Genomic DNA, 15,801 nt, shown 5'->3' on the forward strand with positions numbered 1-15,801 from the left:
TCCGGCTCATATGTGTTATAAAGCACTTACACCAAACTTATTAGCGGCTTATCTGTGCTTAGAACATTTAAACATTCATTACTACCTTTAATCAAATACTCGCTTAACGTCGTATCTTTTGACAAGAAACCGTCACGATCACTTTCTTGCGCTAACCAACCAGAGTCATGTATTTGTAAAAGCCAATTACTAGTTATTTGATTGCTTGCCCAAAACTCTAATAAATCACCTTCATCGAGACACCTAAAACCAATTGGCTGATGAAAACATACTTCAATCCGCAAATTAGAGTCAGCCACAACTACTACTTTAAAATAGTCTAAATCGTAATTGACTGATTCAATATAGGTTTGATTACCACTATAACTTGTGAACTCAATAATTGAGGCTTTCATCAAAACTTCCGTGCTTTATAACGCCTAATTAACAGGCAAAAAATAGTTGGCTAAAATAAGTGAACGTAGTGAACAAAAAGCCAACTGTTTTTTGTCCTTGTTTAATTACTTGTTAGCACGTTCTATTTTAAATGTTCCCTCAGCAAAAGTATTACTTAACGATAAGCGATTCGATATTGCTTGGACTTTGTATTTATACTCGAAATCTTTATTTAACAATGAACTAGCGTCTACCCACGGGAAGCTAATATAATAATAACCATCCTTCGACTTTTCGGCAGCCATAGGGAGTGAATGAAATACACCCAAGGGATCTTTACTAACTGCTATAAAATAAAAGCCATACGACGAAAATATAGCTTTATTGTACTTACTATCTTCATGGTCAAGCTTAAAAGTAATAATGCCAGCATCACCGCACGGACTACTTTCGGTACCTCTAGATACATTAACTAGTTTTATTTTTAAATTATCAAGGTCTGCAAAATAATTTTTTTGTGGATTAGGCCAAAAAGTCTCACCTAAAGTTGTTGGTTCACAAGCTTTAGAACCTGCACTGAAAACAATCAAAAGAAATAATAATACAAGTTTCAAATTTACCACCTTGAGTGCTAACGCCCCACTAAGAGGCAAAAAATAGTTGGTTAAAATAAGCGACGCAGGAGCAAAACCAACTGTTTTTTGTCCTACTTGAGTGGCTTGTTAGGTGAAGTTTATTTGTAACCACAAACCTTCAAAACAACTACTGAAATTCAATATACCATTCGCCACTTTATAAACACAACTGCTAGATTTTGAGCCACAGCACCCAACAATTAAATAGCTAATTCGCGAGGGCGTTTTGTTTTAAGGTTTTGCCCGAAGACTATATTAGCGTAAGTGACGTAGTCTTTGGCGAAACACTCTGAATACACGTTTATAAAAGAAAACTCAAAAGTGGAATTGGCAAATGCTTTAAACAATAAAAATAAAAGTGGCGATTCCACCTAACAGCTTAATAGACCGATTTATTCCGTGTTTAAACACGGACTTTTTCCGTCTATCATGATTTATAATAAATCTAGAATACCTTTATTAGCTAATAACATCAAAGGCTTTGACCACTTCTTTGTTTTTTACCTTGCGCGAAAGACGGATTTTTTCCGTCTATCAAAGACATATTTATAAAAACAACTACACTGTATATATAAACAGCTGAATTTAATGGGTCTTTATTATGTATAAATCAGTTTTCTTAAATAATATTTATGAAGTTATGCTGACTCGTAGGTACGCAAAACGAACTATTGAAGCATATATATATTGGATCAAGAGGTATATAATTTATAATGATAAACAGCATCCATCAGACATGGGAAACCGAGAAGTTGAGTTTTTCCTATCATATTTATCAAATACCGAAAACGTTGCCCCAGGAACTCAGAGCATAGCCTTAAATGCATTAGCTTTTTTATATAAAGAATTATTAAAAAAACCTCTATCTTTGAAACTCAATTTTAAAAAATCAGCACGTCAGCCTAAATTACCAATTGTATTAACAAAACCTGAAACGGCACTATTGCTACAATCAATCGCATCTCCTTATTGGCTAATTGCAAATTTATTATATGGTAGTGGTTTAAGATTAATGGAAGCCGTGAGATTACGTATCCAAGATATTGATCTTGATTACATGTCTGTATTAGTTTGGCAGGGAAAAGGCGGTAAAAATCGAAGAGTAACTTTAGCTGAAGAAATTGTTGGGCCCATTAAACTACAAATTGATGTTTGTAAGCAATATTTTGAATTAGATAAAAACAATCCTGATTATCAAGGTGTTTGGTTACCTTTTGCTCTCAGTAAAAAGTACCCGATGGCAGAAAAAGAGTTTGGCTGGCATTATCTTTTCCCTTCATCTCGATTAAGTACTGATCCCTATAACAATGTTATTCGTCGACATCATATTGACGAAACAGCATTACAAAAATCAGTCAAAAAAGCAGCAAAATCAGCTAATATTGATAAGAATGTCACCTGTCACACTTTACGACATTCATTTGCAACGCATTTATTACAACGAGGCGCTGATATTCGCACTGTGCAAGAGCAACTGGGGCATACAGATATCCGCACTACTCAAATTTATACCCATGTAATACAAGCGGGTGCCAATGGTGTCCGCAGCCCATTATCTGATTTATAGCAGGAGCTATTTATGGGAATAAGACCAAGAGTTCATTTTCTTGATAAGGATAACATCCTTAAAAAAATACCCTATAGTAAATTTGATCGACTATTAAATGGTGATAAAAAAATATGTTACCCTCAATTTGCTTTGCAACGAGTAAAATGCGCAGTGTCATATATAGAAATGCAAAACCGCCAACCAATCAACATTGTTCATTGTGATTATATGATAATCCCTTTCAATAATTCTGGTAACTTAGATATTAATGAATATCAGCATGGTAAAATGTTAATGTTTCAAGCTACAGGGATATTACTGAGTTTAGATAATATAGTGAAATTGCAAGACGTTAAAGCGCAAAGGGAATTCAACAATGCGTTCACTTGGCAAGCAAGTCAAGAGCAAATAAAAGCGATTGTAGATCAAATTTTTTACTCATAAAAAACAAAAAACCGAGCCTAAGCTCGGTTTTCATTAAACTAATTTGTTTTAAAACAAAACTTAGTCTTTGTAAGTATCCACTGCAGGACAAGAACAAATTAGGTTACGGTCGCCGTATACGTCATCGATACGGTTAACTGTTGGCCAGAATTTATTAGCAGCCGCTGCTGGTACTGGAAATACTGCTTCAGCGATTGAGTATGGACGCTCCCATGTATCTGTAATGTCAGCAAGTGTATGTGGTGCATTGTGTAATGGGTTGTTATCTGCTGCCCACTCACCTGAACCTACTTTAGTCACTTCGTTACGGATAGATACCATAGCTTCAATGAAACGGTCTAGTTCAACTTTAGACTCTGATTCAGTTGGCTCAATCATGAAAGTACCCGCTACTGGGAAAGACATAGTTGGCGCGTGGAAACCGTAATCCATTAAACGTTTAGCCATATCAACTTCTGTTACACCTGTTTCAGCTTTGATTGGGCGTAAATCGATAATACATTCGTGAGCAACACGTCCGTTAGCACCAGAATATAAAATTGGGTAATGTTGACCAAGTTTATGCGCTAGGTAGTTAGCGTTAGTGATTGCATATTTAGTTGAATCAGTTACGCCTTTTTTACCTAATAAAGCAACGTATAGGTAAGAGATACATAAAATACCTGCGCTACCGTAAGGTGCTGCTGAAACTGCGCCATTACCAGCTGTTTCTTCATTTACATTAATTAATGCATGATCTGGTAAGAAAGGTGCAAGGTGTGCTTTAACACCGATTGGACCCATACCTGGACCACCGCCACCGTGTGGGATAGCAAAAGTTTTATGTAAGTTAAGGTGAGAAACGTCAGCACCAATGTGACCTGGTGATGTTAAGCCAACCTGTGCATTCATGTTTGCGCCATCAAGGTAAACTTGACCGCCATTGTCATGAACGATGTTACAGATTTCTGCAATTGTTGTTTCATATACACCGTGCGTAGACGGGTAAGTGATCATGATACACGATAAGTTATCAGCCATTTCAGTTGCTTTGGCACGTAAATCGTCCATATCAACGTTACCTTGCTTATCACAATCTACTACTACTACTTTCATACCAACCATTTGCGCTGACGCTGGGTTAGTACCGTGTGCAGAAGATGGGATCAAACAAATGTTACGATGTGAATCACCGCGGCTCTCATGGTATTTATGAATCGCGATAAGACCAGCGTATTCACCTTGTGCACCTGAGTTTGGCTGCATTGAGATATTATCGTAACCTGTTAGTTCTACTAACCAGTCACCTAATTCGTCGATCATTTTTTTGTAACCAACAGCTTGGTCTACTGGTGCAAACGGGTGCATGTTTGCAAATTCAGGCCAAGATACTGGGATCATTTGCGCTGTTGCATTCAATTTCATCGTACAAGAACCTAATGAAATCATTGAATGGTTTAGTGCTAAATCTTTGTTTTCTAGCTTTTTGATGTAGCGTAACATTTCTGTTTCGCTGTGGTACGAGTTAAATACTGGGTGCGTTAAGAACTCAGAACTACGTACTAATTCAGCTGGGATAGATGTGCTACCGTTTGCAACAATTTGTGCGTCAAGTGCCGCTACGTCTAAGCCATGACCTTCACCTAATAAGATATTAAATAAAGTATTGATGTCGTCACGTGTTGTTGTTTCATCTAATGAAATTGCAACTCGACCATCTACGTCTGTACGAAGGTTAGCGTTGTTTGCTAATGCACGTGCTACTACTTCGTCTTTGTTAGACACTGCGAAAGTTAGCGTATCGAAGAAAGTATTGTTTACTGGTGCTAAACCTTTAGACGCAGTACCTGCAGCTAATATATCAGCTAAACGGTGAATACGGTTAGCAATTACTTTTAGGCCATCTGGACCGTGGTAAACTGCGTAAAATGCAGCCATATTTGCTAATAATACCTGAGCTGTACAGATATTTGAGTTCGCTTTTTCACGACGGATATGTTGCTCACGTGTTTGCATTGCCATACGAAGTGCTGCGTTACCGCGAGTATCTTTAGATACACCAATAATACGACCTGGTAATGAACGCTTATGCTTATCACTTGTAGTGAAAAAAGCAGCATGAGGACCACCGTAACCCATTGGCACACCAAAACGCTGAGTTGAACCAATTACAGCATCGGCACCCAGTTCACCTGGTGATTTTAACATTACTAAGCTCATGATATCGGCAGCTACTGCAACAACACCTTTTTTAGCTTGTAAGTCTTTAATTAAACCAGCGATATCTGTGATTTCACCTGTTGCACCTGGGTACTGTAATAAAGCACCAAATACGTCGTGATTTACAGCATCTGCAGCTGGTGCAATAACAACGTCAAAACCGAACATGTCAGCACGTTGTTTTACTAAATCGATAGTTTGTGGATATACGTCATCAGCGATGAAGAATAAGTTTGATTTTTTATTTTTAGATACGCGCTTAGCTAAAGCCATTGCTTCTGCTGCTGCTGTACCTTCATCTAATAATGATGCTGATGCTAAATCTAGACCAGTTAAATCAATACACATTTGTTGATAGTTTAATAATGACTCTAAACGACCTTGTGCGATTTCTGGTTGGTATGGCGTGTACGCTGTGTACCAGCCTGGATTTTCTAACACGTTACGTAAAATTACGTTAGGTGTTAGCGTACCAAAGTAGCCTAAACCAATATAAGTGTCGTTAACTTTGTTTAAGTTAGCAACGGCTTTTAAATCTGCTAATGCTTGTACTTCAGATTTGCTTTCTTCAATTGCAGGAAGATCAGCTAAACGAATATCCGCAGGTACGATTTCATTGATTAATGCGTCAACCGATTCAGCACCCATGTCGTTTAACATTGCTTGTGTTTGTGCTGCGTCAGGGCCGATATGGCGGCGAATAAAGTCTTGCTTTTGCTCTAACTGCTCAAGAGAGTTGGCGTTTGACATTAGTCCAGATTCCTATGATACAAATAAAATAATTCATACTAGTTAAAAAGTAATATTTAAAACTAGCTAATAAATGGTTTAATTTAAGTTTTTTAAATAAACCATTTTAAAGTTTAAATACCAATTATATTAAGGGGTTAACACTTTTCGCTTGTGTATATTAATATAATGGGTATGTGTTTTTACTGCAAAACAACAAAAACATAAAAGCCTCTATAAATAGAGGCTTTTTATCAACGATAGAGGTTAGTCTTCGTCGATTGTATTTTGGTAACCTTCAGCGTCTAGAAGATTAGCAAGCTCTGACTCGTCAGATGCTTTAACACGGAATAACCAACCGTCACCGTATGCGTCAGAGTTTACTTGCTCTGGTGCATCTTCAAGTTCTTCGTTGATTGCAACAACTTCACCTGAAATTGGTGCATAAATGTCAGAAGCCGCTTTTACAGACTCAGCTACTGCACAATCTTCACCAGCGTCAACTTCGTCACCAACATCTGGTAAATCAACAAATACCATGTCGCCAAGAAGTTCTTGTGCGTGCTCACTGATACCTACAGTGTAAGTACCGTCGCCTTCGTTACGAACCCATTCGTGAGACGTTGCATATTTTAATTCGCTAGGGATATTGCTCATTTTTATGTTCCTTAGTTCTTTATTTAGGCTATTAGCCCATAATTCATTAAATTATTGATTTGCCGTTACGTACAAAGCTAGGCTTAACTACTTTAACATCAACTAATTTTTTACGCATTTCTACTTGTGCAGTTTCGCCAACTGTTTTTGGTACACGTGCAAGTGCAACGCTAAAACCTAAAGTTGGAGAGAAAGTACCAGATGTGATAACGCCTTCGCCGCCATCAACAACTACTTTACTACCTGCGCGTAAAACGCCTTTAGCTTCTAATACTAAACCAACAAGTTTATCGACACCTTCAGCTTTTTGTTTAACAAGTGCTTCACGGCCAATGAAGTTACGATCTTCTGGTTCCCAAGCAATTGTCCAACCCATATTAGCAGCAAGTGGTGATACAGTTTCATCCATATCTAAACCGTAAAGGTTCATACCTGCTTCTAAACGTAACGTATCACGTGCGCCTAAACCAGCTGGTGCAACGCCCGCGTCTAAAAGTTTCTGCCATAAATCAGCTGCGTCATCGTTATGAACAACAATTTCGTAGCCTGCTTCACCAGTGTAACCCGTTGTAGCGATAAATAATTCGCCAGCTTGAACACCAAAGAATGGCTTCATGCCTTCAACAGCTGCAACTTGTTCTGCATTTAAGATAGTAGCAGTTTTTGCTTTAGCATTAGGACCTTGCACTGCAATCATGGCAAATTCTGGACGTTCTGCAACTTCAACAGCAAAATCTTTTGCAACTTCACCGATCCATGCTAAATCTTTAACACGTGTTGCTGAGTTTACAACTAAACGATATTCAGTTTCTGAGAAGAAATAAATAATAAGGTCATCAATTACGCCGCCGTCATGGTTAAGCATACCTGTGTATAGTGCTTTACCAGGTACAGTTAACTTAGCAACATCGTTTGCTACTAATGTACGAAGGAATGATTGTGCGTCAGCGCCTTTAACATCAACAATTGTCATATGAGATACGTCGAACATACCTGCATCTTGACGAACAGCATGATGCTCTTCAATTTGAGAGCCATAGTTGATTGGCATTTCCCAACCGTGGAAATCAACCATTTTTGCGTTTGATTCTAAATGTTTTGCGTGTAGAACTGTTTTACTTGTCATAATATTCCTGCACTTTATTTAATATCCGGGTAATAAAAACCAAACGGACTGTGGCCTCTTAACGAGGGGAATAACATGGGCCGCGATTATACATAAGATATGCATAAGGGGCACATTTATTTAACTATTTATGAAACCTAATTTTGTAAATTCTTGCTGCCAATTGGCTAATTCTGTTGGGCTTGCTAATAATTCGTAACTATTTCGTTCATTTGCATGTACAGCAGTTACAAATACTCGGCCACTTTGTGCACCAAAACGTTGTTGAGAGTCAGATAAACGTATGCCAGGTGTAAATTTAAATTGCTCAACTAACATATCAAATGCATCATCTCCGCTCACAAGCATAACCGCTAAATCGGAACGATTAATAATATCGATATCGTACATATCTTCAAAAGGCGATAACCACGCATTGAACAATGCAGGTTGTGTTGTATTTACGATAATGCGGTAAGCTGACTCTGAAAAGTAATACACATCAAGTTGTACTTCAAAATCTGTATTTTTTGGTCTTAGGGTACTTTGTATACCCATGCCTGGTGCTGTTAATTTAACAACATCAGAATCTAAAATATGACGTAAGAAAGGCAAAGCTGCACTACCACCAATATCCAACACTTGTTTTTGTGGATGAAAGGTGAAGTTATTCGCATTTTCAATTTGAGTATCAGAATCTAATACGTGATTCGCAAACATCGTTGTATTTAAGATCATTACAGTGCCTTTAATGCTATTTTAGAATATTTAAAAATTATATTGCTGCTTTAATGCAACAACAAATTGTAATTTTAAATATATTGATAAATAATACTTATATTATTCGGTCGATAAATAGAAAATACTAATGAAGAATATCCCAACAGATGCTTTACGTGCATTAGTTACTGTTGTTGAAGTAGGTGGTTTTGCCAAAGCAGGTGAATTATTATGTTTATCTCAACCAGCTGTGAGTTTGCAAATAAAACGCCTTGAAGATTTACTTGGAAAAAAACTGTTTAAAAAACAAGGACAAAGACAAGTATTAAATCATCAAGGTGAGATGCTACTGCCGCTTGCTAAGCAAGTACTGCAAATGAATGATGCTATTTTACAAAAATTCAGCTCTGAATTACTAACAGGTAAAGTACGTTTAGGTATTCCAAGTGAATTTGCTGCCAGTATTTTACCTTCTATTATTGGTGAATTTGTTTCCTTATATCCCGACGTCTCTTTGGAAATAAAATCCGAATTAAGCAAACAATTGATGCATATTAGTAACCGAGAGCAATTTGATTTAGTGCTAACCTGTAACGAACAGCTAGATCATTCTGATAATCCAATCTTTATGGAAGATGAATTAGTGTGGGTGGGTGATTTAAATGTATCATCAGACGATGTTATTTCATTAGTTGTTGCCCCAGAAGGCTGTTTATATCGTAAACGTGCAATCAATGCGCTAGATAATGCAGGCATAAAATGGCGTATTGTTTATACCAATGCCGATTTAGCCGGTTTAACAGCTGCATTAAAAGGTAATTTAGGCATAACAATTTTAACCAAACAAACCGTGCCTGCAGAATTAAATCATTCAAGAAGCACTAGTGTGTTGCCTGCTTTAGGAAAAATAGGTATTAGTTTAATAAAAAGAAATCAGCACGAAGATCAAGCCGTTGATAAATTAGCAGAGTTCATTACGTTGAGATTGAAATAAAATTATATAATCACGCGCAAATTTCAATTTAATTTGCGCGGATAAATCCCCGCCTACACGCATAATTCACCGTCAAATTACAAATATATGCAATTCCAACATGGATAATCACCAATATTTTTAACTAGTCCAGCTCGTAATGGATTAGCGACTATATATCGAGCTTGTTTTATCAAATCTCGTTCATCACGAATGCAATGTTCAAAATAATCTTCTTGCCAAATATTATTAATATGATTTTTATGTTTTTTAATCTCTCTTGCGCTGCGACCTTTTAAATATTGCACCGTTTTACATAAAGGTAATTCATTTTGTAATTGAAATAACCAATGAATATGATCTGGCATTAAAACAAAACAGATGGTTTTAGACAACAGTTCTTTATCTAATTGTTCAATATTTTTTATTATGATTTGGGCGATATCAATTGAATTGAAAATTGGTTTTCGTTGATTTGATACAGTTGTGACACAGTAATAATGAAAAGGAGTTGATGTGCGATATTTTCTTAAATTTTGTGATTTATTCATAACCTATCCTTGGTTTTTATAATTAAGGATAGGTTTTATTTTTATAATATCTAATTTTTGTGCGGGTTATCGGTAATTACTGATACATTACTCTGTCCCTATAGCTTGCGCGGATGAATCCCCGCCTACAACATAACTCTAAATTCTGATTTAAACCTACGCAGATAAATCCCCGTATAATAAAGTAACATCAAGTCTAAATAAAAACACAACGTAGACGGGACTTCAGTCGCGTTTTTATTAACACGTAAATACGCTTAAACCCTGCGCGGAGAATCCCCGCCTACAGAGATTTACTTGCCCAACGCACTTTTACCAAATATTTGTTTTAATGGCCCTAGGTTATCAACTAGATTTAATCCAATACCACGGATCAGTTTTTTAACTGGGTTTTGCCCTTCAAACAACTCTTTTAGTCCTTGCATCATGGCGATATGTACTTGTGCATCTGATTTACGGGCACGTTCGTACTCTCGTAATACTTTATGAGGAGCAAATTCAGGCTTTTGAGCTCTTACACTGATAACTTCATCTTGTGAGTCCTCACTTAATAAATCTATCATCAATGCCGCATCTTTTAAGCCCAAATTCATACCTAAGCCCGCTAAAGGGTGAATGGTATGTGCTGCATCACCCATTAATACAATACGGTTATCTAACCACTTTTTACTATAACGCATGGTTAAAGGAAACGCTGCTCGCTCACTGACTATTTCGCATAATCCACATTGACCATCAAAATGTGCCATCAAGGTTTTATTAAACTCTTCATCACTTAATGCTTGTAGCTGTTTTGCATGCTCAGGTGAAGTAGACCACACTATTGAATGGGTGTTTTTTTCTGCTAATGGTAAAAAAGCTAATGGGCCATCAGGCAAAAATACTTGTCTTGCAACATTATCGTGGGGTAACTGAGTTTTAATCGTCGCTACGATTGCATGATGATCGTAATCCCAAAAAGTAATTGGCATTTTAAATGTTTGACGAATATTTGAATTAGCGCCATCACAGGCCACCAGCAATTTAGCAATGATTGGTTGACCATTTTCTAATGTTAAAAATACATCATTATCAGATTGATGTATTTCCTTATAGCGGGTATTAAACATCAAAGTCGCGCTAGCTTGATTATTTAACTGAGCAATAAGAGATTGGCGGATGACATCATTCTCTACAATATGACCTAAATGTTCAGTATCAAAATCTGCAGCTGTAAATGAAATTCTGCCAAAAGAGTCTTGATCTCTGACATCCATTTTTTGATAACTTTGAGCCCGGGTGGTTATAATATCTTGCCATACTTCTAGTTTTTCAAATAAAGCTTGGCTCGCTAAACTCAGCGCACTGACTCTTAAACCAAACTCTTCGCCCACTTCGATTTCACCTGATGCAGAATCTAATACAACGACTTCAACCCCTGATTTAGCTAAACCTAAAGCCAGAGTTAATCCAATACAACCTGCGCCGACAATGCATACTTTTGTTTGCATCATGATACTTTTTCCTCAACATTATCTGATGGTAAGCGAACTTTTACTTTACCCATAAGTTGTTTTGCTAATGGTTGTTTTAAATCTGAGCATAAATCCATAATAACAAGCCCGATACTGCGAGTAAGTGCTAGCATACGAGACGGATTTGAAAATAAACGCACTAAACCGTCAGTTAACATTAATACCTTATCTAAATCTTTTTTGCGCTCTAACTCAAATGCACGTAGTACTTCAAAACAGCCTATATCTTGATTATTTTTATGAGCTTGCTCTATTTTAGTAACCAAAGTTTGTATATCACGTAAGCCTAAATTAAAGCCCTGTCCAGCTATTGGATGCACCAAATGTGCAGCGTTGCCTATTACAGCAACACGATGCTGCACTATGCGTTCTGCACGTCCTAATGCTAATGAATAACATGCTCTCATACCCACTTGGCTAAACCTACCAGCACTAAAACCAAAAGCTGTTTGCAATTGAGATATAAACTCTCTTTCAGTTAGTTCTAATGCGTTTTGCGCTTTTTCAGGACTCTGACACCAGACTAATGAATAACGATTTTGGCTCATAGGCAATAGAGCCATTGGACCAAATTGTGTAAATCGCTCAAAAGCCTGATTATTATGCCCACCAGCCACTTCAATATTAGCAATCAATGCTGATTGCTCATAAGCTTGTTTTTTAAAGTCTATATGTAATAAATCACGACTCACCGATTGCCCGCCATCAGCCACGACAACCAATGCAGATGACAATTTGATGCCAGACTTAAGCTCTATCAATGCTAAGTCTTGTGTAAAGCGATGTGCCATAACCTGATCAGGACAAAATACGGTAATATTTTCGGCCTCATCAAGCAGCTTATGTAATGCATGACCAAAAGGTTTAACTTCAGCCACATAACCTAACGCATCAAGTTGATATTCTTTTGCAGTAATTGTGGCTTTACCAAAATGGCCTTTATCAGTTACGTGAACTGTTTTAATAGCTTCACAATAACTGAAACTTTCATGAAATAAATTAAACTTTTTGAGATATTGTGCTGATTGCTCAGCAATTGCGATGCTGCGGTCATCAAAACTTGGCTGATTTTTTTGTGTGGCCTCAAAAGCTTCAACAACTGCGATATTAAGTTGCGGGCATGATTTGGCTAAACACAAAGCCTGTGTTGCGCCAACTAAACCACCGCCTACAATCACAACATCAAAATGATGTGTGTTTTTTGATAAGTATTGCACTGTTACTCCTGCCACTAAGCCATTAAACTTTCGATTTCGGCGATAGTTTTAGGTAAAGACTGGGTTAAATTTTCATGACCATCATGGGTTATCAAAATATTGTCTTCAATACGCACACCTATGCCTTTGAATTGCGCTGGTGCTTTAGCGTCTTGCGCAACATAAATGCCAGGCTCAACGGTTAATACCATGCCTGGCTCAAAAACACGTTCTTTTTCGTCTTGTTTATAATCGCCAACATCATGCACATCTAATCCTAACCAGTGCCCTAAACCATGCATATAAAATGCTTTATAAGCTTCATTTTTAATAAGCTCATCAAGCTCACCTTCAAGTAAACCTAAATCTATCATGCCCTGAGTCAGCACTTCAGTTGCAGCAACAGATGCTTGTTTTAAGGTAAAGCCAGGCTTGTAAAATGACATAGCAGCAATTTGTGCGTCTAATACCAGTTGATAAAGCTGTTTTTGTGGCGCACTAAACTTACCATTTACTGGGAAAGTACGTGTAATATCGGCTGCATAGCCTTCAAGTTCACAACCTGAATCAATTAAAACTAAATCGCCATCAACTAATGTGCCTGAATTTTCTGTGTAATGTAAAATATTGGCATTATCACCAGAACCAACAATCGTACCGTATGCCGGATAGCGTGCACCATTCATTGCGTAGTGGTGATGAAGTTCTGCTTCTAATTGAAATTCAAACGCACCTGATTTTGAAAATTGCATTGCTCTTATATGTGCTTGCACACTTATCACAGCAGCTTTACGCATTAATTCAACTTCGTTTTCTGATTTAAATAAACGCATTTCGTGTACTAAATTACGTATATCTTTAATCACTGCAGGGGCTTTATAACCTTTTTTAGGACCCCCTCTTAAGGTATTAAGCAACTGCCAAATTTTTTCATCAAATTCAGTATAGGTACCTTGTCCGTAATAAAGCGTTGAGTGACCATTCACTAAAGTCAGTAACGTATCTTTTAGCTCAGATAATGGGAATGTTTGATCGAATAAAAAATCTGATTGCGCACGCTCAGGACCTACGCGTCTGCCACACCAAATTTCAGCGATTTTATCTTTATTACGACAAAATAATGTTGATTGATTTTTGGCACTTGGAGATAACACTAAAACAGCTTCAGGCTCTAAAAAACCAGTTAAATATAAAAAATCACTGTCTTGACGAAATGGGAATTCAGTATCTCTGCTACGTGTTAATTCAACGCCAGCAGGAATAATAGCGATTGAATTGGCATCCATTTTTTGTAATAAGTTATCTCGACGATTTTTAAATTCTGTTATGTTCATTGTTATTCCAAAAGTCTAGTGTGCTACAGGCAAAAATTTCCCAAAATAAAAAGACCACTAAGTGGTCTTAATAAAGAGTCTAAGCAGTAATATTAATGCAATGTTTTACTTTGAGGTGCCGCACTTTGTTGTTTTTTACCCAATTCTGCAAAACATAATAATGTTGAGATGCGCGCATATTCTATGATTTCGTATAAAGCTTGTGCATCATCTTCAGTTTCATCAAAGTGTGTATCTAATTTACTGATCTCAGTAAAGTCAGTGATCACTTCTTTTACATCTGGTGATAATTTACCGTAATTTTTTTGTTTTAAACCAAAACCTAATAAAAAACCAGATACCCAAGCAACTAACGCATTAGCTTGATCCGCTTGAGATTCATCTTCATGTGGTAAATATAATTCAAAAGACAAGTCATCTTTATCTAAGTTTGATGTTACTAATTTATAAAAGTCGGCAAAAAACGATTTTAAATTACTATTAAAGCTCTGCCCTTCGTTAAATACATCGCTTAATATTTGTAAGTATTCATCGCTTTGAATATCTAAACCACATGCTAATAAACCGCTAATTACGCCATGTACTTCTGACGGCATAATATGAATTTCATTTTGCTCTAATACTTGTTGGGCTTCTTGATAATCTTGAATTTGACTCATGACGGATTTTAAACCTGAATTTGTGCTCTGAATATGTATTAATGCTACCACTGGGCAAAGTGCAAAACCACTAAATTGCAGTAGCTTGAATAAATAAACAACCATTTGTTTATATTAGTAGCATTCAGATCAATTTTTTGAAAAAAAATGTAGAGGTTTGCTGCGACTCATATATACTTAACTTGTTCCCTGTGGTGTAGGTGTACGAGTTACGTCCCTGAGCCGATAAACTTTTTACCAGGAATTCAGTTAACCTTCTATTGAGCAAGCTTGGCATGTACCGAGAAGCCTACGGAAGGCATCTGAGCTCCGACCTGAGCCATTGGGTTCAGGACCAATACTTGAAACCGCGTCTTGGGGAACACCTTATTTTTACTGCCATTTAATCTCAATCTAATCGACTAAATTAATTCCTAAAGCATCTAATAATCTAACCGCTTCGTGTCTGCTGAAACTCGCTTTCTCAACTTTATTTCGATTAATATTAATATCGTAATTAATCGCCCCTGAAAATTTAGCTTTTGTTAAATTAGTATTTGAAAATAAGCTGTTACTTAAATCAGTATCTTTGAAATTTGCTTTAGTAAAGTCTGCTTCTCGAAAATCAACATCATGTGCTCTACATGCTTTTATTACTATCTCCGCTTGATTCAAACCATAAAATGAACTTGAGTTGATCATGCACTGATTAAACTTTAATGATGTTCCAAGTGCTAAATCACGCCAATATGCTTTAGTCCAATCAACACCCAGCATTTTACACTCATTAAAAACCACATCTGAGAACTTACTATTATTTACTGATAATGAATTGAGGTTACATTTATCGAAGTTGCAATCAATAAATTCACAGCTTTTAAAAATCGCACCACTAAAATCACACGATACAAACTCACAGGAATCAAAAACGTTACCTGTTAATAATAATTCACTACAAGATTCATTATTAAAATTTTGATTGTATAACTCTTTTTCTTTTAAGAATAATTGAGACATTTATTTTTCTTTTTGATTAAAAATAACATTATGGGGACATTGTATTTAGTTAAATTTAAATTGCACTGATTTTAAGTTTTTTTTATAACAAATCTAAAACTAAAAAAGCCTAGCTAAAAGCTAGGCTTGGGGTGTCTATAATCCAGGGAAGAACTAAGACTAGAA

15 protein-coding genes and 1 other RNA gene are annotated in these 15,801 nt (G+C 36.6%); 4 read left to right on the forward strand and 12 right to left on the reverse strand.

Features of this window, described 5'->3' with window-relative positions:
* Positions 1–26: 26 nt before the first annotated feature.
* Both KO527_RS20950 and KO527_RS20955 read right to left on the reverse strand, forming a co-directional pair.
* Complete coding sequence (locus KO527_RS20950; RefSeq protein WP_216042206.1) at positions 27–395, reverse strand: hypothetical protein; 369 nt, start codon at positions 393–395, stop codon at positions 27–29.
* Between the two features lie 105 nt (positions 396–500).
* Positions 501–989, reverse strand: a complete 489-nt coding sequence (locus KO527_RS20955) for a hypothetical protein (RefSeq protein ID WP_216042207.1) — start codon at positions 987–989, stop codon at positions 501–503.
* 622 nt (positions 990–1,611) lie between these two features.
* Between KO527_RS20955 and KO527_RS20960 the strand changes: the two genes are divergently transcribed.
* Together KO527_RS20960 and KO527_RS20965 are read left to right on the forward strand one after the other, a co-directional pair.
* Complete coding sequence (locus tag KO527_RS20960) at positions 1,612–2,577, forward strand: integron integrase (protein ID WP_216042208.1); 966 nt, start codon at positions 1,612–1,614, stop codon at positions 2,575–2,577.
* A 12-nt stretch (positions 2,578–2,589) separates the two neighbouring features.
* The gene (locus KO527_RS20965; RefSeq protein ID WP_216042209.1) at positions 2,590–3,003 is read left to right on the forward strand and encodes a hypothetical protein; all 414 of its coding nucleotides are present in this window, start codon (positions 2,590–2,592) and stop codon (positions 3,001–3,003) included.
* Positions 3,004–3,063: 60 nt separating this feature from the next.
* Here the strand turns inward: KO527_RS20965 and gcvP are convergent, their stop codons facing one another.
* From gcvP to KO527_RS20985, 4 genes are all read right to left on the reverse strand, one after another.
* Complete coding sequence (gene gcvP, locus KO527_RS20970) at positions 3,064–5,952, reverse strand: aminomethyl-transferring glycine dehydrogenase (RefSeq protein WP_216042210.1); 2,889 nt, start codon at positions 5,950–5,952, stop codon at positions 3,064–3,066.
* 246 nt (positions 5,953–6,198) lie between these two features.
* Positions 6,199–6,588 (reverse strand): glycine cleavage system protein GcvH, encoded by a 390-nt coding sequence (gene gcvH, locus KO527_RS20975; RefSeq protein ID WP_216042211.1) that lies wholly within the window; start codon positions 6,586–6,588, stop codon positions 6,199–6,201.
* A 46-nt stretch (positions 6,589–6,634) separates the two neighbouring features.
* The gene (gene gcvT / locus KO527_RS20980; RefSeq protein WP_042153055.1) at positions 6,635–7,714 is read right to left on the reverse strand and encodes a glycine cleavage system aminomethyltransferase GcvT; all 1,080 of its coding nucleotides are present in this window, start codon (positions 7,712–7,714) and stop codon (positions 6,635–6,637) included.
* A 120-nt stretch (positions 7,715–7,834) separates the two neighbouring features.
* Positions 7,835–8,431, reverse strand: coding sequence for a hypothetical protein (locus tag KO527_RS20985; protein WP_216042212.1), 597 nt, complete (start codon positions 8,429–8,431; stop codon positions 7,835–7,837).
* A gap of 130 nt (positions 8,432–8,561) precedes the next feature.
* Here KO527_RS20985 and KO527_RS20990 point away from each other — a divergent pair, with 130 nt between their 5' ends.
* Positions 8,562–9,407, forward strand: coding sequence for a LysR substrate-binding domain-containing protein (locus KO527_RS20990; RefSeq protein WP_216042213.1), 846 nt, complete (start codon positions 8,562–8,564; stop codon positions 9,405–9,407).
* Between the two features lie 77 nt (positions 9,408–9,484).
* On the opposite strand, the gene KO527_RS20995 is transcribed toward KO527_RS20990, so the two are convergent.
* From KO527_RS20995 to KO527_RS21015, 5 genes are all read right to left on the reverse strand, one after another.
* The gene (locus KO527_RS20995) at positions 9,485–9,937 is read right to left on the reverse strand and encodes a transposase (RefSeq protein WP_216042214.1); all 453 of its coding nucleotides are present in this window, start codon (positions 9,935–9,937) and stop codon (positions 9,485–9,487) included.
* Positions 9,938–10,230: 293 nt separating this feature from the next.
* Positions 10,231–11,430: an FAD-dependent monooxygenase gene (locus tag KO527_RS21000; protein ID WP_216042215.1), complete on the reverse strand. Its 1,200-nt coding sequence runs from the start codon at positions 11,428–11,430 to the stop codon at positions 10,231–10,233.
* A complete protein-coding gene (ubiH, locus tag KO527_RS21005; protein ID WP_216042216.1) occupies positions 11,427–12,668 on the reverse strand; it encodes a 2-octaprenyl-6-methoxyphenyl hydroxylase in 1,242 nt (413 codons plus the stop codon). The genes KO527_RS21000 and ubiH overlap by 4 nt, the downstream gene beginning before the upstream one ends.
* 14 nt (positions 12,669–12,682) lie before the next feature.
* Complete coding sequence (gene pepP / locus KO527_RS21010; protein WP_216042217.1) at positions 12,683–13,981, reverse strand: Xaa-Pro aminopeptidase; 1,299 nt, start codon at positions 13,979–13,981, stop codon at positions 12,683–12,685.
* A 92-nt stretch (positions 13,982–14,073) separates the two neighbouring features.
* Positions 14,074–14,640, reverse strand: a complete 567-nt coding sequence (locus tag KO527_RS21015) for a UPF0149 family protein (protein WP_216042218.1) — start codon at positions 14,638–14,640, stop codon at positions 14,074–14,076.
* A gap of 183 nt (positions 14,641–14,823) precedes the next feature.
* Here KO527_RS21015 and ssrS point away from each other — a divergent pair.
* Positions 14,824–15,005: non-coding RNA, 6S RNA (ssrS, locus tag KO527_RS21020), on the forward strand.
* Between the two features lie 28 nt (positions 15,006–15,033).
* Here ssrS and KO527_RS21025 read toward each other — a convergent pair.
* Positions 15,034–15,636 carry a pentapeptide repeat-containing protein gene (locus KO527_RS21025; protein WP_216042219.1) on the reverse strand — a complete coding sequence of 201 codons (603 nt, stop codon included), beginning with the start codon at positions 15,634–15,636 and terminating at the stop codon, positions 15,034–15,036.
* Positions 15,637–15,801: the final 165 nt, after the last annotated feature.

Source organism: Pseudoalteromonas sp. C2R02, from assembly GCF_018860845.1.
In the GTDB taxonomy this organism is placed as follows: Bacteria; Pseudomonadota; Gammaproteobacteria; order Enterobacterales; family Alteromonadaceae; genus Pseudoalteromonas.

Coding starts and splice junctions, on each gene's coding strand:
- KO527_RS21025 (WP_216042219.1), bottom strand. CDS start 15,636: ATGTCTCAATTATTCTTAAAAGAAAAAGAGTTATACAATCAAAATTTT.
- KO527_RS20950 (WP_216042206.1), bottom strand. CDS start 395: ATGAAAGCCTCAATTATTGAGTTCACAAGTTATAGTGGTAATCAAACC.
- KO527_RS21015 (WP_216042218.1), bottom strand. CDS start 14,640: ATGAGTCAAATTCAAGATTATCAAGAAGCCCAACAAGTATTAGAGCAA.
- gcvH (WP_216042211.1), bottom strand. CDS start 6,588: ATGAGCAATATCCCTAGCGAATTAAAATATGCAACGTCTCACGAATGG.
- KO527_RS21000 (WP_216042215.1), bottom strand. CDS start 11,430: ATGATGCAAACAAAAGTATGCATTGTCGGCGCAGGTTGTATTGGATTA.
- pepP (WP_216042217.1), bottom strand. CDS start 13,981: ATGAACATAACAGAATTTAAAAATCGTCGAGATAACTTATTACAAAAA.
- gcvP (WP_216042210.1), bottom strand. CDS start 5,952: ATGTCAAACGCCAACTCTCTTGAGCAGTTAGAGCAAAAGCAAGACTTT.
- KO527_RS20965 (WP_216042209.1), top strand. CDS start 2,590: ATGGGAATAAGACCAAGAGTTCATTTTCTTGATAAGGATAACATCCTT.
- KO527_RS20995 (WP_216042214.1), bottom strand. CDS start 9,937: ATGAATAAATCACAAAATTTAAGAAAATATCGCACATCAACTCCTTTT.
- KO527_RS20990 (WP_216042213.1), top strand. CDS start 8,562: ATGAAGAATATCCCAACAGATGCTTTACGTGCATTAGTTACTGTTGTT.
- KO527_RS20985 (WP_216042212.1), bottom strand. CDS start 8,431: ATGATCTTAAATACAACGATGTTTGCGAATCACGTATTAGATTCTGAT.
- KO527_RS20960 (WP_216042208.1), top strand. CDS start 1,612: ATGTATAAATCAGTTTTCTTAAATAATATTTATGAAGTTATGCTGACT.
- gcvT (WP_042153055.1), bottom strand. CDS start 7,714: ATGACAAGTAAAACAGTTCTACACGCAAAACATTTAGAATCAAACGCA.